Genomic DNA, 23,842 nt, shown 5'->3' with positions numbered 1-23,842 from the left:
GCTGTAGAAATCTTGAGCGAATGCTGTGGCACCCGCCGAAGTTATCAAGCCTGGATATAAAGTGAAGCAATTACTCTACGGTTGGAGGATGCCAACCTGCTCGAACCCAATTGCGCCGAACAAGCAATGCCAATGCATTATTTAATCTGAGTGCTTCAACGGTCGCTCGACCACAGGCGGTTTGTCCTTCAATCTCTGTACCGTCTTCACTTCAGACAAAGTGGTCTGCCCACTTCTGCTGACGGGGATTGAATAGAGGAAATATTTCACCCGTGTTGGGGTCACGCACTTCTGTCTGAGTCCACTTATACTGGTTGCACAGTTCACAGGCAAGACATAGATTATCTTCTGAATCAGCACCACCTTTAGCAATGGGCTGAATATGGTCGATTTGCAATCGTCCCATCACATATTCCTGCTGACTCAAACAGTACTCACATCGCTCACTCGCTCGTTGCCGGACTCGCGCTCGAACATCGTCCGGAATGTTGGTCATGTTGTCAACGGTTCTCGTAATCCCCGTCGAACGACTTCAGCCAGAGCTTCTGATTTGCGAAGCTGTCCAACCTGGTAGATTTGGAGCAGTGCCAAGAGTTCATAGCGTTCGGCACTGGTTAAGCCCTCTGCTTTACCCTTTGCCTGAAGGTCGCCTAACCGTTGATTTTGCACCTCATCCATCTTAGAGTCTGCCAGCATCAGCACATCATGATCTGACAAGTCATTGATCGACGGCGTTGTCTCAAGCTCAGGTACTCCGTCAACCGTTAACCAGAGCATTTCTAGCACATCTGTCAGCACGGCTCCTAAATCACGTTGAGTTGCTGCACCCAGTTGTCGTGCCTGCTCAATCAGATTTTCCGGTAATTTGAGGGTGACTTCAATGGTCATACTGATTGCTCTGAAGATGTATTCCCAGCATAGATCGTCCTTAGAACAATGAGATCAGGGGAAATAGAACGAGTCAATTCAGGAGCTTTAGAATAGCAGTTAGCTAACCAGAAGTAGACTAAAGAGGGTGAAGGCTTCAGCATGGACTATGGCAAAGATAACTCTGGAGATTCCAGACCATCTAGCAGAACAATTGGCTCGACGGGGTGAAAATCCCTCTGACTGGCTGCAACAACGGCTGCCTGCCCTGCTTGAGGAAAATTCTCAACCACCAATTTTGCCTGCTCACGTCTACCGCTATATTCTCGATTTCATTGCCAGCAATCCCACACCTCAACAGATTGCTGACTTTAGACCTACTCCAAAAATGCAGAAACGGTTAAGATTTCTCCTCAGCCGCAACAAATTTGGTGAGTTGACTCCAGATGAAGAAGCGGAACTCAATGAGTATAAGCGGATTGAGCATATTGTGATTATGCTGAAAGTTGGCAATGTTAGGATGCTGCGGCAATAATCCTTTCTAGCTCTATTACAAACAAGAGCGGGAAGGTCACCTGTCACAACTTCCCAGACAATATCCAAATCGACTTCAAAATAAGCGTGAGTCAAACGATTATCGCATTCCAATGATTTGTAACCCAGGGAACCTGAGAATATTTGGCTCTACATTCAGAAGAGATTCTGCCAGCAGCTTCTCCAATAATTTCAATCTCTTTTACCAGTGCTAGTGTCAACATTCGATTACTGTTCAAGATTTCTCGACTTTGACTGGCAGCAAAGTTGATGGCTTCACTTGCTGCATCTCGCATATGCAATAACCGAGTTAAATCATCAATCTTGGACATATTGCACTAAGGCCTCTGTCATGACGCGATCGTGAATATAGCGGCTCAACTCCTGAGACGTTCGCAAATCGACCGTTCGACCATCAAAAAGTTCAGAAAGTTCCTGTTGCATGGTCACAATTGCCAATCCTGGCGTTTTCCCTGGCTCAAACTCGACCAGTACATCAATATCGCTTTCGGGACGAAAATCATCACGTAGGACAGAGCCAAACAAAGACAGTTTGCAAATATGATGTCGCTGACAAAATTGGGCAATGCGATCGTGAGGAACTGTGATGGGTAGGGTTGGCAGCATAAATCTGGCAGATTGGCTTTGCTCAATTGTCCTCCTGCCATTTTAATGCAGATGGTGTGGCAGACCGTTGGCATCAAAATACAGATTTAAGCTGCCGAATCATCTTTTGATCTTGCAACTTATTTCCGGCACTGGATGCTGTCGGTGGCTGCCCTTGAGCATCCGCAGGCAATAGCAGAATTTGTTCTACCTCTGCAAAACGTTTCCGCAACATGGCTTCAGTATAAGTTCTTAACTCTTCACGGGTTAACTTCGGTTGAGGACTGCGAGTGCTACGCAGAGGCTACGCCAACGCCCAACCTCGAACGCACCTTCTCATTCCATTTCGTCTTGCTCCAGTCTTGCAGTTTGCGAACCTGCTCAGGAATCTTGATCCGTTGCAAAGCGGGGATACCGAATTCATCTCGACTGGCGTAGCCTGGGTTAATCAAAATACACTTTCCGGTTCCCAAATGAAGAAACTGGTCAGGACTGAAGAGTTTGCGGATGCGATCGTGATCTGAGACATTCATGCTGGCTTTGCTGCCGCTCGCCCTCATGATTTCTGTTTCTGGCATTCTATCCGGGAGGAGGTAAACCTGATAACCTACTGTGAGGTCAATGGAGGCGCAGTCAAGTACAGTCTGGCTAACCCTCTGAACATTTTGACGACCATTCTAGAGAAAACTCCCAATAACTTGTTCAACCTTCCATCATCCCAGTTCCCAGCCTTGTTCGGTTTCTTGCTGAGATGCTATCTGCATTTGATCATAGGCAACAGTGAACTGTTCCATTAGATGTTCATACCTTGTTAACTCCAAGGTAGATTCAACACGCCCATCTTGGCTAATCGCAACCCATTGGTCAACATCATCTTTAGATATGACCAGCAAGCAGTCTGCTTCGACTCGAAAATTAAAGTTATGTTCACCCTCCAATTCTCGCTCTCCAGTTTGCTCAAAGTAGTTCCAAAGCCGTTCAACCATTGCAGTTGCTTGGGGGGTTAGGGTTAAATTCTCACTCTGTTGGGAAGGGGCGATCGCCTCATAAATCTCCGGGAGATCGTCTAATACCTCTTCCAGGTCGCCCTCATATTCATAGAGATAATGCTCCTGATCGGGCAGGCTGAAATAGATGACCTCCCCGTCAACTTCTGACAGTTGCTCATGAAGCAGCATTGTGTATTGTCCTCGATCGAATCGAAGAGATTCATCTGGCTCAATTAAGGTTTCAGCAAAAGGTTCTTGTTGCATAATTTTTGTCACAAAGACGGATTACTTTAGTGGTTTGCAGAGGTGTCTACTAAGTTTTTCGGGTTGATTTCTTCTGATTGCTTAAGAGGCTGGATTGGTAGACTTCGATCGCCCGCATGTGTGCTTTGGGGTCGTGGCGATTATGGAACCAGTCTTGAATCAGTTCCAGGTTGTAGCGAACGCAGCGGCTATTAATTCTGACCCAATGGATACCTTCAATCCACTCGCCCTGAAGCCGATAGCGTTTTAGCGTTTCACCGCTGAGACTGAGCGTTGCTGAAGCTTTCTGTTTATCGACAAATTGAACCATGATCAAACTTCCTGATACTGGTGAGAGGGAAGCAATGAGTTGGATGAGTTGAGACCCGAGGGAGTTGTGTGACTGTTGGTTCCCCACCAAAATACGTTGTCATCCTGCGTTTGATGGCGGTAAACTTCGGTGCCATCAAAGAAGAGCGAAATGGTTTGTGGAGAAGCGATCGCCAGTTCTTGAATGACTCGCTCTAATGCGTTTGTCAGTTCCTGAATCGATTTGTGTTGTTTGTTAGCCGTGTTGATGATGAGTTTTGTCGAAGTGTTCATAGAGTATTCGCATTAGTTGAAGGAGCGCAATGATTGGGTTGCAGCAGGGACAAATCTTCCACCGTTAAAGCAAAGCGTTTGAGTAGGACTGATGCGTTGTGTTCTGGCATTGTAAGTTGTGAGTTGAAAGCACGGAACGTGATTCAAAACTCGCTGCACCGGCCCAATCACAGGAGGTTCGCCCTGCACCTGAAAGTCATTAATCCATCCGTTTAGAACTTGCCTGAAGCCATTGTTGCCGGGAATATAACCCAGGAACAAACATCCTCCAGTGCCACAGGTTGGAGTTTGATCTGGATGTTCTAAAGAGTAAACTCTGGTGTTGATAAGGTATAGCGGTAGTGATTCGGGTTGTTGTAGTTTGAGCAGTTGCATCTGCCTGACATCAACAGTGACATCAGCAGGAATTTCGGTGGCATAATCCTGTCGCAATTGCTCCAGCAGTCCTGGAGGGGCTACTTCCCAAACGGGTCTCCAACCCTGTTCGGTTGAGAAACTGGGAGCTATACGCCAGAACAGAATACCAGATAGGATGAGGGCGATCGCACTATAAACCAGTCGTCGTAATACCATCGTTGACTCATTCGGTAACGTGAACTGTAGTGGGAATCGAGAATCCCAGTTGCCGCAATGCCCAAACATCTTCTGGGTAGAACAAGCCATTGGGGGCAGTTGCTGCCTGATTAATTCGCTGCTGCATCCTGGCTCTGCCAAATTGCTCTATTTCATGCTGATAGCGACCAAGGGAGAGTTGCCGTGCTACTTCCTGTCCCAAGGCAGCAGTGAGCGACACTATTTCTCCAGCGGGGTTGAAGAACTCCTCACCACAACGATCGCCAGTCACTGAAATCACCAGATCAATGCCCTCGCCTGATGCAGAATAAGCAGTAAGCAAGTAGTAGTCTTTCCCATGCAGCCGAGTTTGAGTGATTAGTTCTGAGCGAACGATGGGAGGAAGTGTCTGTGTGGGCAAACAGGTTCTCACTGTGCTGGGAATATCTGTCTGGGCATGAGTTAGCTCAGCAGAGCCTAAAACCAGCAAGACTGACAATAGGCTGAGGAGTCCAAAGCGCAAAAAATGAAATCGATGTAGCATTCAGTTTTATCCTCCTTAAATTTCGAAATAACGTCTGGGATTCACTTCACGACCGCTGGAAGGATTGCCATGAGTTGCCCCTTCAATCACGGTGAAGTGTGGGTGTGGTCCTGTCCCAACTCCTGAGTGACCACTGCGGGTAATGGTCTGCCCCTGTGAAACCGAGTCTCCCACCCCGACGAGCAATTGAGAGTTGTGAGCATAGAGGGTCATGAGTCCATTGCCATGCTCAACGACAACTGTGTGACCATATCCGCGCATCCAGCCTGAGTAAACGACTCTGCCACCATCTGCGGCTTTCACTGGTGTTCCATCTGGGACACCAAAATCAATTCCTCGGTGATACGAACTACAGCCAGCACAGGGGCTTCTCCTCGGACCAAACTCACTGGTGACAGGGGCACCAGGAACAGGATTAATCAATCTTCCTGTCGTGCCTCCTCCAGAGCTAGCGTTGAGCGGACAGGAAGTTGCTCCGTAGCGTTCCAAGGCTCGTCGGTAGTTGGTGACTAAAATCTGCCCGTATTCTCGAATTGTTGGACCTCCGATGTAGTCTCTGCCGCTTGAATGGCTGCATCTGCCGGAGTACCACATCTCTCCCAGACAGGCGATCAGTTCGTCTCCTGATTTACCTTGACTTTGAAGACGGCGGATGTTTTGAGTTTGAGCGTTAACAAACAGGGAGTCCTGCACAGACGGCGGAAAGTACCGTAGCAGTTCTGCTGAGCTAGGTTGGTGTCCGGCAACCAGGCGTTGATAGAATGCTCTGCCTCCCGGTTGCTGAGTGATCGCCTCCCTGACATCTTCCCGGTAGGTCATGAACTGGTAGCGCCCCAGTCCCCGCCCGCAGTTCCCTGCTCCGTCACAGCCCCAGCGTCCAACACTGTTGTAGTCTCCTTCAATGCCACTGGTTGCATCTGCCAGTGCTTTGAAATCGACTCCACCAGGACCAGAACCACATAAGCCTGCTCCATCTGAATAACCCGCTCCTGAACAGGCTCCAGTAATTTGATCAATTTGCCCTTGCGGGTTGAATCCAGCTCAACTTCTCCCTGAACTGTTTTGAGGATGATGCCTTGGTCAGGCTTTTGAATTGCATCTGGAAGGATCTGTTGATCTGCTTCTGTAGGTTGGGTGCCACGTTGTTCTGCCAGAGCATAGAGCAACTCATCGCGGGCGAAGAGAACGTACTTTTTTCCCTCAAACAGGGTTCCTCCTGCCTGCGGTTCTCCCGCTTTATCCAAAATTGTGCGGGCACAATCAGTGACTGTTTGCGCCTGCTGCTGCCATACCTTTTGATCCTGTGCCATTACCCGCAGGTCACGCTCTCCAGGAGGAGTGCCATGCTGGGTGAAAGCCGTGCCAACCTGCTCAATTCGGCGCAGGTGATTTTGGGATCGTTCAATATCCTGTGCCTGTCTGTACCAGCTCCGTAACTCCTGCCGCATGGACACTAACTGTTCGTTCCAGTCTTTCCCCTGAGTGGGGATGAGGGTAACTGTATGAGGGATTGCAGCCGCCAACTTCTCAGTTAATCTCTGTCCATCAGAATCGAGATCGAATGCGGCGACAACAGTTCCACCCTGAGCCACGACTGCTTGAAGAGCACCAGTAGGAATCGAGCCTTTACCATCAGTGGAAAGATAAATGGTTCTGCCCTGGTTGTGCTGCCCCTTTTCTAGAGTTGCCAGCGAGATAGCATCAATAGGGGATTCAGTAACCACAACTCGCTGCACTTCGCCTCTACCCACTCCTATCCAGAACCAACCATTGTCTTTAGAGGAACCCGGAACAAGCCCTTTGAAATCACCAAGGGTTCCACGCAGGGTTGCCCCGGTTGTCTCCACACGATCCCAGGTGCGAGCATCGGCAAATGATTGACGCAGAAACACCGCATTCTGGCGATCGTCCGCATAGACCAGTCCTTGCTGGTGTAGCTTATCCACCCAGGTAGTGGGAAGGGCACGAGTTTCGCTCAGGTAATGGCGCACCTGTTTCCAGTTCTCAGGATTAGCAGGTGGCAGTTCCAATGGCTTTGGCTCTTTAGACTCCTGAATGACCTGCTCTGGAATAGATAACCCTTCCTTCTGAGCAGCCAGCCATTCTACAGCCGCTTTGAAGTTCCATTCCCGCACTGCCATTGTCAAACTGATGGCTCCTACGCCGCCCTGCTCAGTCTTCCAATCCATGAATTTGTTATCGGTAATGCTGATAACGTGCTGCTTTTCCCGATGTCCGTTAGCTTCAGCCCAAGCGATCCACTTGGATTTGTCAGATCGATCTCGCTCCAAGCCTAACTGAGTGGCGATCGCCTGCAAGTCCAGGTTTCTAACCGACTTCGCTAACTGGTTGAGTTCTGTATCAGTCTGTTTTTGAGCAGTTGGTGCAGTAGATTGAGATTGCAGTTGAATGAGTTCAGTGTGTAGTGCTGGCAATGGAACAGGACGGGCATTCTTTCCTGACCAGTCCTCACAAATCACTGCCTCGACCTCAACAGGCATATCGTTCAGGAAATGCTGCCCTGCTTCCCGCATGGCCTGAACCAGCAGTTGTCCGGCTCGTTCTGTCTGAGCTTTGGGCACTTCAATCACAATCTCATCATGCACCTGCATCAGCAACCTGGCATCCAGACGGTGAGGCAGCGAGTCTCTAGTTTCCTGAAAGGTGGCGATCGCCAGTTTCGTGATATCGGCAGAGGTGCCCTGAACCGGAGCATTGATGATTTCGGTAAAAGGGGCTTTATCGTCCCACTGGCGCAACCGCCCGCCCAAGGTACAGCAGGAGTTTGCCTGCTCTTGCTTAACGCGATCGTGCCAGTCAATTAGCCCCGGATAGGTTTTGAAGAACTGCTCCCGGTGCTGCAGGGCTTCTGGAAGCGATAGGGAAATTCCGTAGTTGGTGCGGGCATAGCTTTGAAACCCGACCGCCTGCATCCCGTAAATCAGCCCAAAGTTTACCGCCTTTGCCAGCCGTCGCTCATCCCCTGTAATGTCACCCACAGGCTTGTGCAGCAGGTAGCTGGCAGTCAGGGCGTGTAAGTCCTGACCCCGCTGGTATGCCTGATTCATGCGCGGCTCACCGCTGATTTTAGCGGCAATACGAAGTTCAATCTGGCTGTAATCTGCTTTAACCAGGACATTGCCAGGAGCAGGCTCAAAGCAACCTTTGATCCGCTTGTCACGCGGGACATTCTGGAGGTTAGGTTTATCACAGCTAAAGCGTCCAGTCACAGCCCCACACTGATTGAGATTGGGATGGAGCCTTCCCGTCTGGGGATGAATCAGCGCTTCGTAGCCTTCTGCATAGGTAGATAAAGCCTTTGCCACTTTGCGGTATTCCAGTAGTTTGTTGAGAACCGGGTACTGATCCTGCAATGGAATCAACGTCTCTTTGCGAGTGTTGTTGATCGGAATTCCCATCTGCTTGAGAGCTGCCAGCAACTGTCTGGGACTTTCCAGATCAACCTGCTGAGGCGCTGGTTCCAGAAGCGATCGCTGAGTAACTTCCAGCTTTAACAACAGTTCTCTAACTGCCTCTTCTAGTGTTACTTTCTGCTGACGTAGCTCCCCGGCAAAGGCTTGCAGCTTTTCCCGGTTGATGCCCATACCGTTCTGCTCCATCTCGGCAACCCCATAGACGGCACGAAATTCAATTGAGGCAGTTTCACTCAAGTTCTTTTCAGCCAGCCTGGAGGCAAGGACATCCCGCAGGGGAAGCAGCACACTCACATCTCTGGCAGCATAATCGATTTGGCTCTGGGTCAGTCCGCCTTCCCAGTTGCTCTTCTGCTCGGTTTTGTCCAGATCAAGATCGAGATGACGACTAGCGATCGCTTCTAAGGTATGAGATCGGTCAAGTCCTGCTTCCAACAGTTGAGAGGCAAGCATAGTATCAAATAGGTGACCTTTAACCTCCAGTCCTGTAGCTTTGAAAGACCTTCTCAGCTTCCCCCTGCAACAACTGGTTAAAAGGTTTGAGGTCTTCCTGAGCCAGGGCAGCACAATCAATCACGGTGATGGGACGATCCGCGCTCGCCAGTTGAATCAGCCTGATTCGATCCAGGTGTGGATCAAGCCCGGTTGTTTCGGTATCGATCGCCAACACTGCTGCATCCTGATAGAGATCTACGGTCTGTTGCAGTTGGTCAATGGTAGTAACCAGTCGTATCTCAGGATGGGCGAGTTCTTCTACAGAAGAGTCAGGTTGAGCAGAAACGTGAGATTCTTCCTGTTTTAGAGGAGGCTCTATAACCTTTGCTGCGTCAGAAACACTTGACTCTTCCTCAAGCCCTTCAGGAGAAACCCGGAAAGGATGTGAAAGATCAAAACTCACTTCCTCACTTTCACTCTCCTGAACCGTTGGAAGAGCAATCGTGGCAGCATCACGGATCTGTTGTTGAATGCCCCTAAAGATATTCAGCTCTGTTTGAGTAACTTCAAGAGCGGTATCCGCTGCCCGTTGCTCCAAACTCACCATTTCCTGAATATCCTGACGGATGGACTTCAATTGTTCTGTGCTGGCTTGTAGGGACTCCATCAATCGAGTCGGAGGAACAGACTCATGTTGTATAGCAGCACTCGGCAGGAGTTCTTCTAAATCTGAGTGTGTTTGTGGAGATGCAACTGATTCATCCTGAATAGCCTGCAATTGGGGTAATCTAACCCCAAGGTACTCCCGTGCTTTGTCTTTAAAATCAAACGCTGCCAAGGTACAGTCCTTCTCTTTCACCAATAGATGAAGTACCTGGTCAATCCGCTCGGCTGGTATTACCAGTTCCATGCGATCGCTCACTGAATAGAAATCCCTGCCTGCTGCGGCAATGAGGTCTTGATCAAGTGAGAAGCGATCACCAATAGCTGACTTTGGCGTTTGCAGCACAAAACCAGTTGCATCCTTACTACCAAAACGATTGGCAAGTTGAGTTTTGAGCGTTAACACTTCATCGAGGGTTTTGACGGCACCCAGATTGTGGGTTACATCTGTTAGAAAGGCTTTGACCTGATGAGATTCACGAAATACAACAGGTTGATTTTCCAGAGACTCATAAATGTCAAAGCTGGCAGGCATCACCAAGCCCTGACGCACGTTTCCCTGATGGTCGGTGTAGTTGAGGAACTTGCCAGTCGGGTACTTTTCGTATGCCTTGAGCAGGTTGCCGTGAAAGATTTGCCGCTCGGTTCGCTCGGTTTGCTGGCGCAGGGCAAAGGCTTTGTAGATATCCTGTCCTTCCCAGTTCACATCCTGCCTGGAAATGGCAGTGAGGATACCTTCTTTGCCCCGATTGAAGCGAGTCAGCGGGATGGTCAGCATCCGGGCATGATTGTCGGTTAAAATCTGCGCTCGCCAGTTACTAGGAGCCGCTGGACTACCGCTGTGCCCCTTCTGCCAGACTTTTGCCACGACTCCATAAGTGATGTTGCCCTCTGGTGAGACAACTCGAACTGTTTGACTGGGAGGGAAGTCCCGTAAAATGCCGCTGACATGAGTAAACTGCTGGCTAATTCGCTCTGTTGCTTTATCGCGGCTGTAGTTGTCGTACTTGGAGGATAAGATTGCTGACTGGTACTGTTGTGTCTCCTGTTGCAGTGCCTTAATCGTCTGCTGTGCCGGCTCTTTTGCTAGAACCTCAGCCTGATCAACGCTATGGTCATCTACCTGCTTAACTGTGCTGAGTCTCAGGTTCTCGCGCACAATATTGATAACTTCTAACTGGTTGAATGGTTTGACTGGAACTTTAGCATCCACAACATCCAGGTAGACAGAACCAGTAAACTCGTTTTGCACCGGAGAATCGTCAGGAATCACCTCCATTCGTCCAATCGTTCGCGCATCCAGATCAAGCTGCTGCGCCTCCAGGACACTCTCGCCCATTGCCTGCTTCTGAGCCACCAGATCAAGGGTTTCAGACTCGATCAGAGCATACAGCTCTTCCTGCTCCTGCACCGACAGCAGCGGAATTCGTCCGCTCGTCCGGTTAATCACTTCAATTTCTGATTCTCCCTGCAATTTCTCTCTGGGAAACGCCAGTTTTGCTTCCAGTTCCGGGTTGTCATCGAGAATTTCGTTGATCACCTCCTCCCCGTAAGGAGTGAGGAAGTCAACCACATTGGAAACCGATAGAGCAGAGTCACGATCCGCTGTTGTGTTGGCGTTGAGGGTTGCCATCTTGTGCGATAGCAATGCCCCCAGCCGTTTCTCTGCGGGGATGTCGCTCATCAAAAGAGTAATTTCTGGTTCGCAGACCTGCCCAAACCGATTGACGCGCCCTAGCATCTGCATCACCTGATTGATGTCTCGCTCTGCCTGAGCCATGATCAGGTGACGCTGGTTTTGGTCAGCAAACTTCTCTGAGGCATGAAGGTTGATGCCTGTTGCCCCAGCGCGGTTGAGGATTAAAATATCCAGACTGCCTGCATTAAAGCGATCAACAATTTCAACCCTTGCCTGAGGTTTAGTTTCGTTGATCGATCGACGAGCATAGCCCTGTTCCCCATTAGGACTGTAGTCGATAATGTTGTGCCGCCCGGTAATCTCATCAACTCGAAAGCCTTCCTGAGTCAATCGCCACTTGATGTAGTCAATGGAGCTGAGCGGAATACCCGAAAGGTCAGTACTTTCTAGAACTTCTCTGGCATTGTCATAGGCTGCTACAGCTTCTCCCAACTCATCGTCGCTCATCCGCCTGCGAATCGCATTACCTTCATGGTCTTTGATTGTGACATCCCGCGATCGCTCCAGATAGCGGCTCAGCACATCCCCAAACGAGATGTTGATGGAATCACCGGGTTGTAGCCCATTGTCTTCGGCATATTGCCCGATGAAAGCATCCATTGTGTTGGCGACAGCAATCACAGGTTTTTGACCCCGGTTGATGGCAGCGATCGCCTCCTGCACGGTTGCTTCTGCCTTCTGACACAATAGTCCTTGGTCGATCGCATTGTTCATCAGCGAGGTGAAATTGGTAGATCTTGCCCCTGCCTGACCAATGGAATTATCCTGACTGGCAGCTTTGGCTTCTTTTTTGAGTTCTTTGCTCAGTTTGGCAACCGCTTTTTCCTTTACCAGGTCAAACTGACTGATTGATCGCATGATCGAGGAGATATCATCAGCAACCTGCCGGTCAACGGGCACGACTTTTGCCTGGAAAGACACCCCCTCAAACGATCGCTCTCGCCTGAGCATCTGACCGGAGGCAACAAACTTGGCTGCCATCATCTGTTGCAGCGGCACTCCTCCTTCTTTGAGAGTGCGTTGCAGAGAGGAAAGGTTAGTCACCGCTTCAGCAGCATCAGAGCGACGAGCATAGAGATCCATTACGGCTGGATCTTTGATGGCAGTGGCACTGGCAAAGATGGCTCCAGCACTCAGGTCAATCAGTTCTCGCGCAAACTCTGCCCGGTTGGGTGCAGCGCTCCTGCTCACCCAGCCCTTTTCGCCTGTGCTGCCGCCTGCCTCGTGCGCCTCATCAAAGATGAAAATTGCTCTGGGTGCAATACCTCGAAGGAAGTCTCGGCGGAAGGGTTCCTTGCCACTATCTACCGTTTGAAGCTGGCTGTAGGTTGTAAAAACTGCGTTGTAGTTACCCATTCCCCCCTGCATCAGCCGCTGCATCTCTTCCTGTTGAGCGGCAGGATTGCCCGTTCTAAGTTTGCTGCCATCGGGTAGCTGTAACTTGAGGTTGCTGTCGGTGGCAAAGATTTGAACTCCCGGCTTGCCAATATCGTGCAGGTCAGCCAGCATCGAAACATAAAGCGTGGATTTCTGGGTGACAAACACCGGGACATAGCCCTGATTGATCGCATCGACGATTTGACTGGCACAGAAGCGCCCTTTACCGTTCCCGGTCTGATCGCCATTGAGAAACACTTTGCTGCGATCCCGTTGCCAGAATGCTAAAGCATTTGCGTCGATCTGCTCAGCATACAGATACTTCCATAGTTCTGCCTTAGACTCGTAGCCCATGCGCTGCCGCACGAACTCATCCACATCGCCAACGGCAGCTTCCAGCTTATCGAGAGCAGTCTGTGCAGCGGTTGCCATATTTGCTGGAATCAGCGTGCCCGGTGATTTACCCTGGCTGCGGGGAAGATAAGCAACATTCAATGGAGCATCTGTCTCTAGATGCTCTGCGTCTGCGGTAGCCATTGTTTGTGTCCTTGGTGCTGCGTCTATTGAGGAAGTTACTCGACCATGCCGTAGGTCAGGTCGGAGAGCCAGTTCTCCAGTGTGAATTCGTTGTGTTCGCTCATCCACGCCTGTCCAGTTTGAGGATCGGTCGGCTGAATTGGTGCTGGAAACATCACGCCGTTGGTCAGTTGAAACTTGGTTGCCAGGGTTTCGTTGCGCTCCACGAACGTTTCTGCCCACTCCTGTGTCCACCACCACAGGGGTTCCAGTTCCTTCGTCTGATAGTCTTCGTAGAGATTCGGCGGCTCCTGAGTCGATAATGCTCTCAGAGCTTGAGTTAACCTTCGATGAGTTTGCATCTGATTCTCGCCGCTCTCTTCCATCCACCTGTGGATCATCCACTGAATGCGAAGCATCATCAGGCGCTGATAATCTCGCCAGCTCAACTCGCTGAGACCCTCTGGAATTCTCACCAGAAACAAGCTCTGATCTCCCTCTTCCTGCGGCTTCCAGAGGGTGGGATAGCGGTTGTAATCCTGATAAGTGGCGGTATTGAACTGGCTCATCGGGCAATCGCTCCTTCAGTGCGTCAAATGATTTGTAGATAACAGGTACATCAGCAGCAGGCAGGTCACGCCGGGACTGTCCTCGTCCCTCAATCACAATTACGTCAATTGGGAAACCTGCACCCTGCTTGCGGTAAAGGTCGCCCCAGATCGAAAAATGCTCAGTAACGTTGTAGTGCTGATAGAGGGTGTAGAAGAACCCCCGACTCTCAATCGAGTTGTAATGGTTGGAGCGGAGAGTTTCATCCTCCCCTAACTTGCCGCCCAGAATCAGGACGGCTCGACCCTCATCTTTCATGCATTCTAGGGCACGCAGGGCGATCGCCTGGTCAATTTGCCTGGTTCCTCTGCGATTGCCAGGAAGCTCAAAGCGTTTGACTTTGCCATCCTCAGCACCACACCGAAGGGCGGGTTGGTAATGACCACATCAACAGCGCTATCAGGGCGGTAGCGACTGGCATCATATTGAGTGAGTTGGCGGTAGCCTCTGGTTCGGAGTTCTGAGAAGCGATCGCCATTGAGTTCATTGGCAATCACATTGGCAGGATTAGCAGCAACCAGCAACGCTCCATTGCCAGCAGTCGGTTCATAAACAGTGGTTTCGGCAGTAATGCCTGCCAGAACTGAAGCAAGATAGGCGATCGGGATGGGGGTGCTGTAAGCCTGCTGGAGAACAGACGTTGATGAGCGAACTCCCAGCGTTGGCTGACGGTTGAGCAGATCGACAAGTCGGTTATATGCCTGATGCGTTGTCTCAGGCTGAGCAATGAGGGAAGAAGCGACCCGCACAACAGCGGCTTCCATTGCTTCATCAACGAGTTTGGTGAGGGGGCTACCGTAACTAATCTTTTCGCCTAAGATGTCCTCTGCCTGATTTCGTGCCTCATTGATGCGCTCGTATTTTTCTCCTTGCCATAGGGAACGGTGGAACGCCTGAATCAAGCGTTCCTTGCGATGGTCGAACATTAGGTGGGTTTAGAAACCAGATGAAGGGTAGGCGTTAGAAGTCTTCCAGACCATCTGTATCAGTTGGAGGAGGTGGGGCAAAAATAGCGTCGAGCTTGGCTTCAATATCTGGGTCTTCTTCCCGAATGATCAGAGCAACATCATCATTGTCGTAATCAGGATCTTCGGGAACAGAGGCAGGGGGATTGGAAGGAGTCAACATAAACGCTAGGGAATGAGTTGGTAGCTGTGAGGGAGTTAGATTGCTCGTTAGCCTGCGTCTATTTCTTCAAGCTAACAACCCCACTTTAAGCCTTCAATTTGGCACTGGTGTGGCACACAACGGCTAATCCTATGGCTTAAGCGAGAGATGTGGGGGTAGTCAGGAATTGATAGCTTATAGCCCTAAAATGTGAGTTAAAGCAGCAACAGGTGAGACAATGACATCCAATCTCCGCTCGACAGCTGCAACGCAAGAGGAACTAATTGCCTACCTCAAGCAACACCGCATCTGGGATGTGGAGGCTCTGCTCTGGCAATGGTTAAGGGTTCATCCGATGTCTTCCAGTGAAGTTCTTCAATTACTTCATCAACTAAAAACTTGGTTAGATGCCTTTCGCCCCTTACCGTCTACAGTAGTAAGTGAACTGCGAGAGCGGTATCGGGTGCGTTTTACCTATCATTCAAATGCTCTAGAAGGTAACACGCTCACTCAGAGTGAAACTGAACTTGTTCTAACCACTGGCATTACAATTGGCGGAAAAACGCTCCAGGAACATTTAGAAGTAGTCGGACACGCGGATGCAATCGCCTTCATTGAAACCTTGGCTCAACAATCTACCTCTCTGAGTGAGTGGGAGATTCGCCAGATTCATAGCCTGATCCTGCGAAAAATTAACCCAGAAGAAGCTGGACGCTATCACACCTTAGATGTGCAGGCAGCAGGCACAGGCTATGTTTATCCACCGCACTACTTGTTGTCTGAATTAATGGCAGATTTCATTACCTGGCTCAATTCTGCTGATGCTCAAGCATTGCATCCTGTTCTCTTTGCCGCAGAAGCGCATCACCGATTTGTAACGATCCATCCCTTTAGAGATGGCAATGGGCGTACAGGACGGCTATTGATGAATCTGCTATTGCTGCGGACGGGCTACCCGATCGCCATCATCTCAAACGAAAACCGACAGCGATATATTGAAGCATTGAGACAGGGACAGCAATCCGACGATTGGGAACCCTTTTACGCACTCATTATTAATGCCACCCAAACATCCCTGATTGAGGTGTTGAGTATATTGGCAACTGCTGCAGAGATTCAGAATAAAGAGTTACCGTTCTACCACGAGATGCTGGAGTTTTTGAGACAACAGGGAGCGTAGGTTTAGTGGGGATAGGGAGCGATCGCATTCTCCCCACCAAACCACTCTATGATAGAGCTAGTTCGATGGAGCAATGCCTGATGGTACAAACGGCTGTCACCCAGGTTGTTAAAACTCTCAATGATGTTCATCAACGCTTTGGCTTACAGCGAGCGCAGGATGATCATTTCTTTACGGAATGGTACCTAGACCTACCCTCTCTGGATGAGTCGGAACAGGAGACGCTAGACCGCATTCGCCAGCGGTTTCGTTATCATCGTGAAGCAGGTCAGGTTGCGGAAGGAGCAGTGAACGCTATTGTAGTGTCACGATTGCTAGAGATGGCAGGTTTGTACGATCCACCGTTTCGGTTGCGCTCAGAAGTCTCTGTAGATATTGAAACCATTGTTGAGAACGAACCTTTACTAGGTCGAATTGATTTTTTAGTGGTTCAAGAGCAATTCTGGCGAACCGTGATTGAGTCTAAGGAAACTGAATTTGATATAGAAGTTGGCATTCCTCAAACGCTGGCTTACATGATGGCGAATCCCACGCCGCAAAAGCCCTTGTTTGGTATGGTAACGAATGGCAACAGCTATATTTTCCTGAAAGCAAAATTGGGGCAAGTGCCTGAATACGATTTTTCAGAAACCTATACATTGCTGTCCCGAGTCAATCATCTTTATGAGGTGCTACAAATTCTCAAAGGCATTGCTCAAATTGCGATGTGACAGAAGCGAAGGGTTTCAAAGGTTGATGTTCTATCTGATGGTTGAAGCCATGAAATAGAACAGGTTCAATAGATGAGAGTGGCTCTAAATGGAATGGGAGAAGTAAAGGAGAATTTCCATCCCTGATGTCCTTGCCAAAAAAGCAATGACAATACTGCAAGATAAACAATGGATGCACAATTAATGATCCAACCGTCCTTTTTCGTTGACGCTGGAATTCAAGTGGAGTCAGTTCGAGGTTCGTCCCTATTTAAGTTTAGTGATGACTTGCAGGAGCGTCTGGACAACTTGAACGAGAAAAAGAAAAAATCAAGTTTGACACCAGACGAGGAAGCAGAACTTACTGGCATTCTGGAACTCGATCGAATTTTTACATTACTGAACGCAAAAATTATTGCTGAGTCTGCATAAGTATGGCTATTCCACTTGGCGAGTAAAGTGAGATTTAAAAACAATGAGTGAAGCAAAAATTCTCTGAATCTGATGGAGCTGCTGTTTAACGGCTCATTTCCAGGTTACGATCGCCCTCCTTCTCCGCCCTCCTCAAATTCTCATAAGCAGACTCAAACCGCAGCATCAGATGACTGTAGCGAGTTGTAGTGACATTAGACTCAATTCGCTCACTTCCAACCACAATAGCTTCACCAGGATTTTCGTAAGGAGTGAACCGGAGACGATTGTTACCCACCTTCTCAATCAAGTAATCATTATTTCCAGATAGCTCTTTTTCGCCTGTGTGCTCGAAATAGTCATATAGCGCTTGAAGGACTGCTTTTGCTTGTGGAGTTAAGGGCTGATGTTCTGTTTGATATTCGGCTTCTGTCTCAACTGCATCTTCCGTCACTTCTACTGAGGCTCTTACGGCTGCTCCACCTTTAACGTGTCCGTACTGGTCACGAACGATTTCTACAGGAGCCGCATCCTGTAGCACCTGATGATGCAAAAGTGATGAGTCACCTAATACTTGTCCGATTAAGACTTCAGCTTCATGGGCAGGGCGAAGTTGAACAATGGGAAGATCTTCTGTCTTTTCAGCTATCTCAGTCGTGACAACAGTTTCTCGAATGCGCTGGGTCTCTGACTGGGTAGCGGATACTTCACTCCGTTGAAGATCAGCGGCAGGCAGAAGCGCATTCACTATCACCTGACCCTGCTCCAGATGAAAGCATGACTTTCCATTGATTGTGACATCTATGATTTCAGCATCAATGATATTTTCTGCATCTACCTGGGATGATGTGGGATAAGCGAGTACTTCTGCCAGTGCTGTTACTTTTTCTGCTGATAGCTGTTCAAGTTGTGAACGTAAATCAGGTAAAAGAGCAATGATGTACGTATCGTCAATTTGCAATCGAACCTCAGCCTGTGTCTCTACCTCGATTGATGGAGGAGAGGGATTACCATTGATTAGAGTACGATCGCTCCCCCTCAACAAGTCTGGATCATGTCCAGCCAGAGCAGGATATTCAGGAATGACCTCCAGATCAATTACATCAAACACTGGTTCTGCTTCCAGAACGGCGTTTATTTCAATAGGTGCCAGCACAGGTTTGGGAGTGTAATCCAGGTTGACCTTTGAGAGGAGTTGGGCGATCGCCCCCAAAATTGTGTTGATGTCATTTTGAACTTTCTCAGCACTGTGTCCAGGAACAGGAAACATGGTTTACCTCAAAATGCTGATTGCAGGAGTTGTTTAATCTGAGGATTGGGTTTCTTGCCGCCCATTCCCGGTTTTGAAGGTCAGCAGGCATGGGCAGCAACCGTTCTGCTTCCTCATAGCGTTCTCGTAGCATCGTTTCAAAGTAAACCCGTAGTTCCTCCCGCGAGAGTTTAGGCTGAGGGCTGCGCTCAATTAGACGAGGACGAATCTTGGCATTCCATACGGTTTTACTCCAGGCTTCTTTGCCTTGAAATGACTTGGGGATGCGGATCTTCTCCATGCTGGGCAGTGCCATCTCATCGCGGTTTTCATAGCCTGGATTAATCTGATAGCCGAAGATCGTGACACCACCTGCGGATCGCTCTGTTGCCAGGGCAGTCTCAATGTCAATTTTTGCGGTCGGGGCTTCGTCGTAGATGAAGACGAACGGATCTTTGCGGGAGCTGGCGAGGTTGACGTTGAGAGTCATTTGCATGGTTCCAGCCAGGAAGGGTGCCAGCGCTTTTTTCTTTGCCTTATCCATTCCCACAATCACCAGTTGCTTCCCTGCAAGGTAGAACGGAAAGTTGGAGGTGCCGCAGAAGGCAGAGGCAATGCCGGGAGTGGCAAAAGGAGCAAACAGGTTTTGTGCGGTACCCCGGATGCTATCTGCTGTTTTCTCTGATCCGGCGACTGAGAGGTACTGGGAGAAGGTGGATTTGCCCAAATAACTCAGGTTAGATGCTTGAATTCGTTGAGGGAGACTGGGCAACGAGAGAAGTACCTGACACATCATCATGTCCGGGAATCGGGTTTGCTTTGCCAGCAGCAATACTGCCTGGATCAGCAGGTCGCCAGCAATGCTGAAGAAAGGGTCATCACTGCCTTCCCGGATGGAGTGGCGCAGGTTTTCTTTCATCACTGATGCCAGCTCTCGTGCTGCCATGCCGTCAATGTCATCAGTTAGAAAATCCATTGGATTGCAGATCTCTGACTCATCAAACCCTGGAGCAAAGATATGTACCCGGTAGCCTGCCTTTACTGCCATTGGGACAAGCGTGCAGGCAAGGCTGTCATTGGGTTCGTCATATTTGAAATCGTAAACGTAGATTGGATACCCTTGAGCGATCGCATCATAGGCGATCGGGCGAATCATACTGGCAGACTTGCCTTTGCCTGAGCCGCCACTCACGGCAATCCCTTCCTGGGCATTGGGCAGGTACAGCGAGTCATACACCTTGAACGCCACTTCGTTGTGTTTTTGGGCTTCGCGTTGTTTGAGTGCAAGTCGTTTTGCCACTGCTTTTTCTCTACCCGTTGCAAACCGGGCAGTAGCCAGTTTTCCTTTTTTGCTATGACTGCCAAACCAGGACAACAAGAGCCATCCGCCCAGCACCATCAGCAGCATCAAACCATTGCCACCTTTAAGGGCATTGAGGAAACTACTGGAATAATTTGAGGCGTTGACAGGAGGAGGTTGAACAGCAATGTACTGGGTTGACATGATGACTCACTGGGTTGAAGTTACAGAGGATTGAGCGGGTTCTGAAGGAGAGGGGAGCGTTAGTGGAAAGCCCATCTCTGCCAGCCTTGAAATTACTGCCACAGATATGTTTGCCTCAGAGATCGCCTGTTGCATAGGCATCCCATTTCGCACCAGGGTGATGAAATTTTGAACTCGCAGCGTTACCGGGCTGGTGGATGAAATTAACCCCTGGGCAATCGCCCGCTCTAATCCTCGCTCCACATCATTCCAATTAGCCGTCCGGTTATGACTGATAGCTACACCACCACTAGCCTCGGAATCAGGAGTGACAGCAAGGGTGGCATATTGAGGAGTCCCAGAACCATATCTGACCTCAAACAGGTATGTTTTTCTGCCTGCTGCCGATTGGGTAACAACAGTGAGTAAGGTCGTTGGGGTTTCTGGCAGGTTAGGGAAGTGGAAACCAGTAACTCGCCTCAGATGCACAATATTGGCTCCACCCTGACCATCCAGAGGCGCATCAAAATCAACAGTAACCGCATGAGGATCATCAATCCAGACCCGCTGAATTACTTCTCCGGTGCGGGTAAAGTCAATATTGGTGCCGCTGCCCGCCCAAACTGTAACGCTTGCTCCACTGCCAGACAGTCCTTGAGCGATTGATTGAGAAATCGGACGCACAACGGGCACAGCAAAAGATGGGTTGATGCCGATTAGGAAAGGGGCGATCGCCAGCGGCATCACGAACAGGAAACGTAGTACTCGGTTCATAGAGATAGCTCAAAGGATGAATTGATCAAGATCTGAAGAGGTTCTCCACTGGGGATATACCACAGATGCGGCCGTTGCAGAATTTCTTCAATTTCCCTCTGTTGCCGCTCCTGTGTTTCCTCCAGCAAAGAGTCAAACGCTCCCTGCATGATTCCACCCAGGATATTGGTGTCTCCGTTGCGGATTGAGGTGGTAGAGAGATAGGGAGAAGTCATTGTAGTCTGATGGTCAGGGCGGTTCAGCAGTGTACCAACCTGGCTCAGTGCGCCCATCAGGGCAAGGTTGAGATCCATGTCAGCGATGCGCTCTCTGTCTAGATTGCGGTTTTCTGCCACCAGGGGTTCACCCTCTTCTCCTCCAATCAGCAGGACACCAGGGGGAATTTCAATGACCTGGTTACCATCAGAAGACGGTGTTATCACAGCTACTACCGATAACTGCACCATGCCGCTCTCTGAAATAGCATCCACGCTGGCAATCATTTCGGTTCCAGCAGGCAGAGCCACCGCACCATCAGCAGCATAGAGTGGTTCAACTCAACTGAAGCCCAAACCGTTGAGGCTGCTGCTCTGCGTCCAGATCTTGTGCCCAGACAATAGGAGTTGTCAGAGTCGCAGCGGCTGTCGTGCCAGGAGTTAGCACCAGGGTACGGCGAGAAATTCCATTCAGCAGTGCAGTGACATCAGCTTCGTATCGGGCATCCTCTTGTGAGGCGATTGCCTGCATTGAGGAATGAGAACTCGCTATCGTCTCAGTGAACGGAGATACGACAGGTTCACTGGCAATCTGCACTTCTCCTTCACCAAAGCTGCCCAGTTCCAGAGAGTTCTGCCATGCTTCCGTGGGATTAACAGCTGGGGTTGGCGCAGCAGGTCTGGGAGTCATCCTCTGCACCGGGGCAGCGGCAGGGGCGATCGCCTCACTCTCTGCATCTATGACTCGACGGTAGCGGCATGGGCTTTCGATCACCAAACAATTGGTGGAAGTTATGGGAGGACAAATTGAGGTAGAAAGTCAGTTAGAACAGGGTACGACCTTTAGGGTTTGCCTGCCTCTGGCTTCCCCTCATCATTGGCAAATTCGCCATCATAAAATTTATTAACTTCTCCTGCTGCGTCGTGATATGTACTACTTCACATCTTCAACACCATCGCAAAGGTGGCGATCTTCAGTACTTGCGTTTGTTCGCAGGTAATCTTTTGCCCAAGCGCAATTTCTAGCTAACAGATCGTCTAGCCCGAGCGTCAAAACCATTGTGCCACTGTTGCCAGTAACAGTAACTGCACCTTCATTAGAGGGGAAACCTCCGTCTGGGAATGAGTTTAGAGCTTTAAATGTAGCATTTCTCAAGAACCATCCGTTTATAAGGCGAAGATATACATCCTCAGTACCAAGAGCTAACATATTACCGTCTGCACTAAAACTTAAAGCATCCAGTTCAACACCAGAAGGACTATCATCTGAAAGTTGAAATTCATCACTTTCTTGCCCATCACTAACTCTCCAAAGTACAATTGTTCCATCAGGGATAGCAGATGCGACCATGTTTTCAGTGGGAGAGAACAGAACACTAGTAACTCTATCGGTATGTTGAATCGGCTGAAGCAGTGGTTGACTGTCAACGGACCAGAGCCTCAAGGTTTTATCATCACTACCAGAGGCAATCAATTGACTATCGCGGTTAAAGCTAACGCTATTAACTGCATCTTCGTGCCCCTCTAGGGTTTGTAGCAAAGTTCCATCGCGTCGCCACAGTCGAACCGTTTTATCATCACTAGCAGAGGCAATTAGCTCACCATTAGGGCTAAAGCTAACGCTATTAATTCGATCTGTATGACCATTAAAAGTTTCTAGGAGCTTACCATCCAGACCCCATAGCTTCAAAGCTGAATCTCGGCTAATAAGAGCAGTCACCTGACCGTTGGAACTAATATATCCTTTCTCAACCCAATGCTGCCTATCGCCATGCCCTTGGAAATGGTAAAGATTCTCTCCAGACCTGCTCCATAAGGTAACAGTATAGTTATTTCCGCGATTAGAGCCGTAATTACCAATAACAATAATAACTTCGCCATCAGAGCTAAGATTAATTTGATTATCAAAATCAGAGTTTTCATCAGAAGTATTGCTAGATCCCTGGAGTGTTTGAAACTCTTGGCTTTCTGTACTCCAAAGCTTGACTATGCCATTGCTATCAACTGAGGCAAGAACTTTGCCATTCGGGCTGAAAGCTACTCCCGTAACTTCGCTATTATGCTCACGCAAGATATGGGATACCTCGCCCTCTTGATCCCAAAGAATAACCGTATTATCCTCACTCGCTGTTGCAATAGTCCTACCATCGGGGCTGAAACTGATATCTCTAACTGCTCCACTGTGTTCCCTTAGGGTTAATCTTTGACTACCGTCAAGATTCCAAAGCTTAACCAAGCCAGAGTAGTCAGCCGTTGCAATAGTGTTGCTGTCAGAACTAAATTCAATTTCAACAATGCCATTATCTTCAATTGAAGGCAATGGGGTACCATCAACGCGCCAAAGTTTTACAACAGCAAGGGAATTTGAGATCGGACTTAAACGACTAAGGGTCACCATGAGCTGAGAATTCGGGCTAAAAACAACACGCCTAACTTGCCCAGGATGTCCTGTTAAAAGCTCAACTAGTGTTCCATCCCGTTGCCAGAGACTTGGCGGGCTATTACCTTTAAGAGCGACAAATGTTTGACTATCAGGACTGAAAACGACGTTGTTTAATTCTTCTTCTGTTTGTTCTGGCAGAGTTCGAATCAGATTACCATCGCTTTGCCACAGCCTAGCCGTTTTGTCAGCGCTAATTGAAGCAAACACTGTGCTATCAGGACTAAATATAATGCTCCTTACTGGCGCTGTATGTCCATTCAGAGCCCTCAAAGCTTCACCCTTGCTGCTCCAGATGCGAACTGAACCATCCTCATGTCCCGTAATCACCTGTTGCCCGTCAGGACTAACAGCAGCAGCCATAGTCCTTGTATCTGCTGCGTCTAGAGAAATTTCTAATCCGTTGGAGTGCTAGATTTTAACTGTATTGTCAACACTTCCAGCAACAAGTGTTTGACTGTCAGAGCTAAAGCTGAACACCGAGCTATCACCTGGGATGTTTTTTGGCGATGTACCATCTCGCCGTAAGAGTAGACTTCCTGCATGAATCAAGAGGCATGTGCCAATTCATAGTTGAGTAAGCCAGCAATCAGGTTCAAGCGCAAGCCAAACCGTTTTCTGCGGTTGCGATAACGTCCTGCAAA

At 49.2% G+C, this 23,842-nt stretch carries 26 protein-coding genes and 2 pseudogenes; 4 read left to right on the top strand and 24 right to left on the bottom strand.

What is annotated here, in order from left to right; all coding sequences use genetic code 11:
* Positions 1–211 precede the first annotated feature (211 nt).
* Positions 212–496 carry an HNH endonuclease gene (locus tag H6F88_RS32200; RefSeq protein ID WP_242050798.1) on the bottom strand — a complete coding sequence of 95 codons (285 nt, stop codon included), beginning with the start codon at positions 494–496 and terminating at the stop codon, positions 212–214.
* Entirely contained in the window at positions 493–888 is a 396-nt protein-coding gene (locus tag H6F88_RS32195; protein ID WP_190646911.1) for a hypothetical protein, read from the bottom strand. Before H6F88_RS32195 ends, H6F88_RS32200 begins: the two co-directional genes overlap by 4 nt.
* A gap of 148 nt (positions 889–1,036) precedes the next feature.
* Here H6F88_RS32195 and H6F88_RS32190 point away from each other — a divergent pair, with 148 nt between their 5' ends.
* A complete protein-coding gene (locus H6F88_RS32190) occupies positions 1,037–1,402 on the top strand; it encodes a hypothetical protein (protein WP_190646910.1) in 366 nt (121 codons plus the stop codon).
* Between the two features lie 91 nt (positions 1,403–1,493).
* On the opposite strand, the gene H6F88_RS32185 is transcribed toward H6F88_RS32190, so the two are convergent.
* From H6F88_RS32185 to H6F88_RS32115, 15 genes are all read right to left on the bottom strand, one after another.
* Positions 1,494–1,733, bottom strand: a complete 240-nt coding sequence (locus tag H6F88_RS32185; RefSeq protein WP_199333897.1) for a HepT-like ribonuclease domain-containing protein — start codon at positions 1,731–1,733, stop codon at positions 1,494–1,496.
* On the bottom strand, positions 1,720–2,028 hold the full coding sequence (locus H6F88_RS32180; protein WP_190646909.1) for a nucleotidyltransferase family protein: 309 nt from the start codon (positions 2,026–2,028) through the stop codon (positions 1,720–1,722). Before H6F88_RS32180 ends, H6F88_RS32185 begins: the two co-directional genes overlap by 14 nt.
* 73 nt (positions 2,029–2,101) lie before the next feature.
* Entirely contained in the window at positions 2,102–2,242 is a 141-nt protein-coding gene (locus tag H6F88_RS32175) for a hypothetical protein (RefSeq protein ID WP_190646908.1), read from the bottom strand.
* A 58-nt stretch (positions 2,243–2,300) separates the two neighbouring features.
* A complete protein-coding gene (locus H6F88_RS32170) occupies positions 2,301–2,585 on the bottom strand; it encodes a type IV secretory system conjugative DNA transfer family protein (RefSeq protein WP_190646907.1) in 285 nt (94 codons plus the stop codon).
* 135 nt (positions 2,586–2,720) lie between these two features.
* On the bottom strand, positions 2,721–3,260 hold the full coding sequence (locus tag H6F88_RS32165; RefSeq protein ID WP_190646906.1) for a hypothetical protein: 540 nt from the start codon (positions 3,258–3,260) through the stop codon (positions 2,721–2,723).
* A gap of 49 nt (positions 3,261–3,309) precedes the next feature.
* Entirely contained in the window at positions 3,310–3,570 is a 261-nt protein-coding gene (locus tag H6F88_RS32160; protein ID WP_190646905.1) for a hypothetical protein, read from the bottom strand.
* A gap of 2 nt (positions 3,571–3,572) precedes the next feature.
* Complete coding sequence (locus H6F88_RS32155) at positions 3,573–3,842, bottom strand: hypothetical protein (protein ID WP_190646904.1); 270 nt, start codon at positions 3,840–3,842, stop codon at positions 3,573–3,575.
* A gap of 12 nt (positions 3,843–3,854) precedes the next feature.
* A complete protein-coding gene (locus H6F88_RS32150) occupies positions 3,855–4,415 on the bottom strand; it encodes a hypothetical protein (RefSeq protein WP_190646903.1) in 561 nt (186 codons plus the stop codon).
* A gap of 7 nt (positions 4,416–4,422) precedes the next feature.
* On the bottom strand, positions 4,423–4,938 hold the full coding sequence (locus H6F88_RS32145) for a hypothetical protein (RefSeq protein WP_190646902.1): 516 nt from the start codon (positions 4,936–4,938) through the stop codon (positions 4,423–4,425).
* A 15-nt stretch (positions 4,939–4,953) separates the two neighbouring features.
* A complete protein-coding gene (locus H6F88_RS32140; RefSeq protein ID WP_190646901.1) occupies positions 4,954–5,757 on the bottom strand; it encodes a M23 family metallopeptidase in 804 nt (267 codons plus the stop codon).
* Positions 5,754–8,939, bottom strand: coding sequence for a DNA polymerase (locus tag H6F88_RS32135; protein ID WP_347277773.1), 3,186 nt, complete (start codon positions 8,937–8,939; stop codon positions 5,754–5,756). The genes H6F88_RS32140 and H6F88_RS32135 overlap by 4 nt, the downstream gene beginning before the upstream one ends.
* Positions 8,845–13,083 (bottom strand): strawberry notch C-terminal domain-containing protein, encoded by a 4,239-nt coding sequence (locus H6F88_RS32130; protein WP_190646899.1) that lies wholly within the window; start codon positions 13,081–13,083, stop codon positions 8,845–8,847. Before H6F88_RS32130 ends, H6F88_RS32135 begins: the two co-directional genes overlap by 95 nt.
* 35 nt (positions 13,084–13,118) lie before the next feature.
* Complete coding sequence (locus H6F88_RS32125) at positions 13,119–13,631, bottom strand: hypothetical protein (RefSeq protein ID WP_190646898.1); 513 nt, start codon at positions 13,629–13,631, stop codon at positions 13,119–13,121.
* A 303-nt stretch (positions 13,632–13,934) separates the two neighbouring features.
* Entirely contained in the window at positions 13,935–14,597 is a 663-nt protein-coding gene (locus H6F88_RS32120; RefSeq protein WP_190646897.1) for a hypothetical protein, read from the bottom strand.
* A 34-nt stretch (positions 14,598–14,631) separates the two neighbouring features.
* Positions 14,632–14,799 carry a hypothetical protein gene (locus H6F88_RS32115; RefSeq protein WP_190646896.1) on the bottom strand — a complete coding sequence of 56 codons (168 nt, stop codon included), beginning with the start codon at positions 14,797–14,799 and terminating at the stop codon, positions 14,632–14,634.
* Between the two features lie 217 nt (positions 14,800–15,016).
* Here H6F88_RS32115 and H6F88_RS32110 point away from each other — a divergent pair, with 217 nt between their 5' ends.
* The 3 genes from H6F88_RS32110 (at position 15,017) to H6F88_RS32100 (ending at position 17,079) form a co-directional block, all read left to right on the top strand.
* Complete coding sequence (locus H6F88_RS32110) at positions 15,017–15,958, top strand: Fic family protein (RefSeq protein ID WP_190646895.1); 942 nt, start codon at positions 15,017–15,019, stop codon at positions 15,956–15,958.
* Positions 15,959–15,963: 5 nt separating this feature from the next.
* A complete protein-coding gene (locus tag H6F88_RS32105; protein WP_347277772.1) occupies positions 15,964–16,668 on the top strand; it encodes a type I restriction endonuclease subunit R in 705 nt (234 codons plus the stop codon).
* A gap of 168 nt (positions 16,669–16,836) precedes the next feature.
* Positions 16,837–17,079, top strand: coding sequence for a hypothetical protein (locus H6F88_RS32100; RefSeq protein WP_190646893.1), 243 nt, complete (start codon positions 16,837–16,839; stop codon positions 17,077–17,079).
* An 85-nt stretch (positions 17,080–17,164) separates the two neighbouring features.
* Here H6F88_RS32100 and H6F88_RS32095 read toward each other — a convergent pair whose 3' ends face one another.
* The 7 genes and pseudogenes from H6F88_RS32095 to H6F88_RS32060 all read right to left on the bottom strand — a co-directional run.
* Positions 17,165–18,328: a hypothetical protein gene (locus tag H6F88_RS32095; RefSeq protein ID WP_190646892.1), complete on the bottom strand. Its 1,164-nt coding sequence runs from the start codon at positions 18,326–18,328 to the stop codon at positions 17,165–17,167.
* Entirely contained in the window at positions 18,300–19,811 is a 1,512-nt protein-coding gene (locus tag H6F88_RS32090) for a type IV secretory system conjugative DNA transfer family protein (RefSeq protein ID WP_190646891.1), read from the bottom strand. The genes H6F88_RS32095 and H6F88_RS32090 overlap by 29 nt, the downstream gene beginning before the upstream one ends.
* Before the next feature lie 6 nt (positions 19,812–19,817).
* Positions 19,818–20,564: a hypothetical protein gene (locus H6F88_RS32085; RefSeq protein WP_242050797.1), complete on the bottom strand. Its 747-nt coding sequence runs from the start codon at positions 20,562–20,564 to the stop codon at positions 19,818–19,820.
* Positions 20,561–21,085, bottom strand: a pseudogene (locus H6F88_RS32080) (hypothetical protein); the annotation flags it as partial. The pseudogene H6F88_RS32080 and the gene H6F88_RS32085, both read right to left, overlap by 4 nt.
* A 10-nt stretch (positions 21,086–21,095) precedes the next feature.
* Positions 21,096–21,533: a hypothetical protein gene (locus H6F88_RS32075; RefSeq protein WP_190646889.1), complete on the bottom strand. Its 438-nt coding sequence runs from the start codon at positions 21,531–21,533 to the stop codon at positions 21,096–21,098.
* 159 nt (positions 21,534–21,692) lie between these two features.
* Complete coding sequence (locus tag H6F88_RS32065; protein WP_190646887.1) at positions 21,693–23,561, bottom strand: PD40 domain-containing protein; 1,869 nt, start codon at positions 23,559–23,561, stop codon at positions 21,693–21,695.
* Positions 23,562–23,746: 185 nt separating this feature from the next.
* Positions 23,747–23,842 (bottom strand): annotated as a pseudogene (locus H6F88_RS32060) (IS5/IS1182 family transposase); the annotation flags it as partial.

The organism is Oculatella sp. FACHB-28 (assembly GCF_014696015.1).
In the GTDB taxonomy this organism is placed as follows: Bacteria; Cyanobacteriota; Cyanobacteriia; order Elainellales; family Elainellaceae; genus JAAUTN01.
Note: the sequence above shows the minus strand (reverse complement) of the source record. Positions and strands in the feature narration are given on the sequence as shown.

Excerpts from the sequence above, each read along its gene's own strand:
- H6F88_RS32200 (WP_242050798.1), bottom strand. The coding sequence starts at position 496 with ATGACCAACATTCCGGACGATGTTCGAGCGCGAGTCCGGCAACGAGCG.
- H6F88_RS32195 (WP_190646911.1), bottom strand. The coding sequence starts at position 888 with ATGACCATTGAAGTCACCCTCAAATTACCGGAAAATCTGATTGAGCAG.
- H6F88_RS32190 (WP_190646910.1), top strand. The coding sequence starts at position 1,037 with ATGGCAAAGATAACTCTGGAGATTCCAGACCATCTAGCAGAACAATTG.
- H6F88_RS32185 (WP_199333897.1), bottom strand. The coding sequence starts at position 1,733 with ATGTCCAAGATTGATGATTTAACTCGGTTATTGCATATGCGAGATGCA.
- H6F88_RS32180 (WP_190646909.1), bottom strand. The coding sequence starts at position 2,028 with ATGCTGCCAACCCTACCCATCACAGTTCCTCACGATCGCATTGCCCAA.
- H6F88_RS32175 (WP_190646908.1), bottom strand. The coding sequence starts at position 2,242 with ATGTTGCGGAAACGTTTTGCAGAGGTAGAACAAATTCTGCTATTGCCT.
- H6F88_RS32170 (WP_190646907.1), bottom strand. The coding sequence starts at position 2,585 with ATGCCAGAAACAGAAATCATGAGGGCGAGCGGCAGCAAAGCCAGCATG.
- H6F88_RS32165 (WP_190646906.1), bottom strand. The coding sequence starts at position 3,260 with ATGCAACAAGAACCTTTTGCTGAAACCTTAATTGAGCCAGATGAATCT.
- H6F88_RS32160 (WP_190646905.1), bottom strand. The coding sequence starts at position 3,570 with ATGGTTCAATTTGTCGATAAACAGAAAGCTTCAGCAACGCTCAGTCTC.
- H6F88_RS32155 (WP_190646904.1), bottom strand. The coding sequence starts at position 3,842 with ATGAACACTTCGACAAAACTCATCATCAACACGGCTAACAAACAACAC.
- H6F88_RS32150 (WP_190646903.1), bottom strand. The coding sequence starts at position 4,415 with ATGGTATTACGACGACTGGTTTATAGTGCGATCGCCCTCATCCTATCT.
- H6F88_RS32145 (WP_190646902.1), bottom strand. The coding sequence starts at position 4,938 with ATGCTACATCGATTTCATTTTTTGCGCTTTGGACTCCTCAGCCTATTG.
- H6F88_RS32140 (WP_190646901.1), bottom strand. The coding sequence starts at position 5,757 with ATGACCTACCGGGAAGATGTCAGGGAGGCGATCACTCAGCAACCGGGA.
- H6F88_RS32130 (WP_190646899.1), bottom strand. The coding sequence starts at position 13,083 with ATGGCTACCGCAGACGCAGAGCATCTAGAGACAGATGCTCCATTGAAT.
- H6F88_RS32125 (WP_190646898.1), bottom strand. The coding sequence starts at position 13,631 with ATGAGCCAGTTCAATACCGCCACTTATCAGGATTACAACCGCTATCCC.
- H6F88_RS32120 (WP_190646897.1), bottom strand. The coding sequence starts at position 14,597 with ATGTTCGACCATCGCAAGGAACGCTTGATTCAGGCGTTCCACCGTTCC.
- H6F88_RS32115 (WP_190646896.1), bottom strand. The coding sequence starts at position 14,799 with ATGTTGACTCCTTCCAATCCCCCTGCCTCTGTTCCCGAAGATCCTGAT.
- H6F88_RS32110 (WP_190646895.1), top strand. The coding sequence starts at position 15,017 with ATGACATCCAATCTCCGCTCGACAGCTGCAACGCAAGAGGAACTAATT.
- H6F88_RS32100 (WP_190646893.1), top strand. The coding sequence starts at position 16,837 with ATGGATGCACAATTAATGATCCAACCGTCCTTTTTCGTTGACGCTGGA.
- H6F88_RS32095 (WP_190646892.1), bottom strand. The coding sequence starts at position 18,328 with ATGTTTCCTGTTCCTGGACACAGTGCTGAGAAAGTTCAAAATGACATC.
- H6F88_RS32090 (WP_190646891.1), bottom strand. The coding sequence starts at position 19,811 with ATGTCAACCCAGTACATTGCTGTTCAACCTCCTCCTGTCAACGCCTCA.
- H6F88_RS32085 (WP_242050797.1), bottom strand. The coding sequence starts at position 20,564 with ATGAACCGAGTACTACGTTTCCTGTTCGTGATGCCGCTGGCGATCGCC.
- H6F88_RS32065 (WP_190646887.1), bottom strand. The coding sequence starts at position 23,561 with ATGGCTGCTGCTGTTAGTCCTGACGGGCAACAGGTGATTACGGGACAT.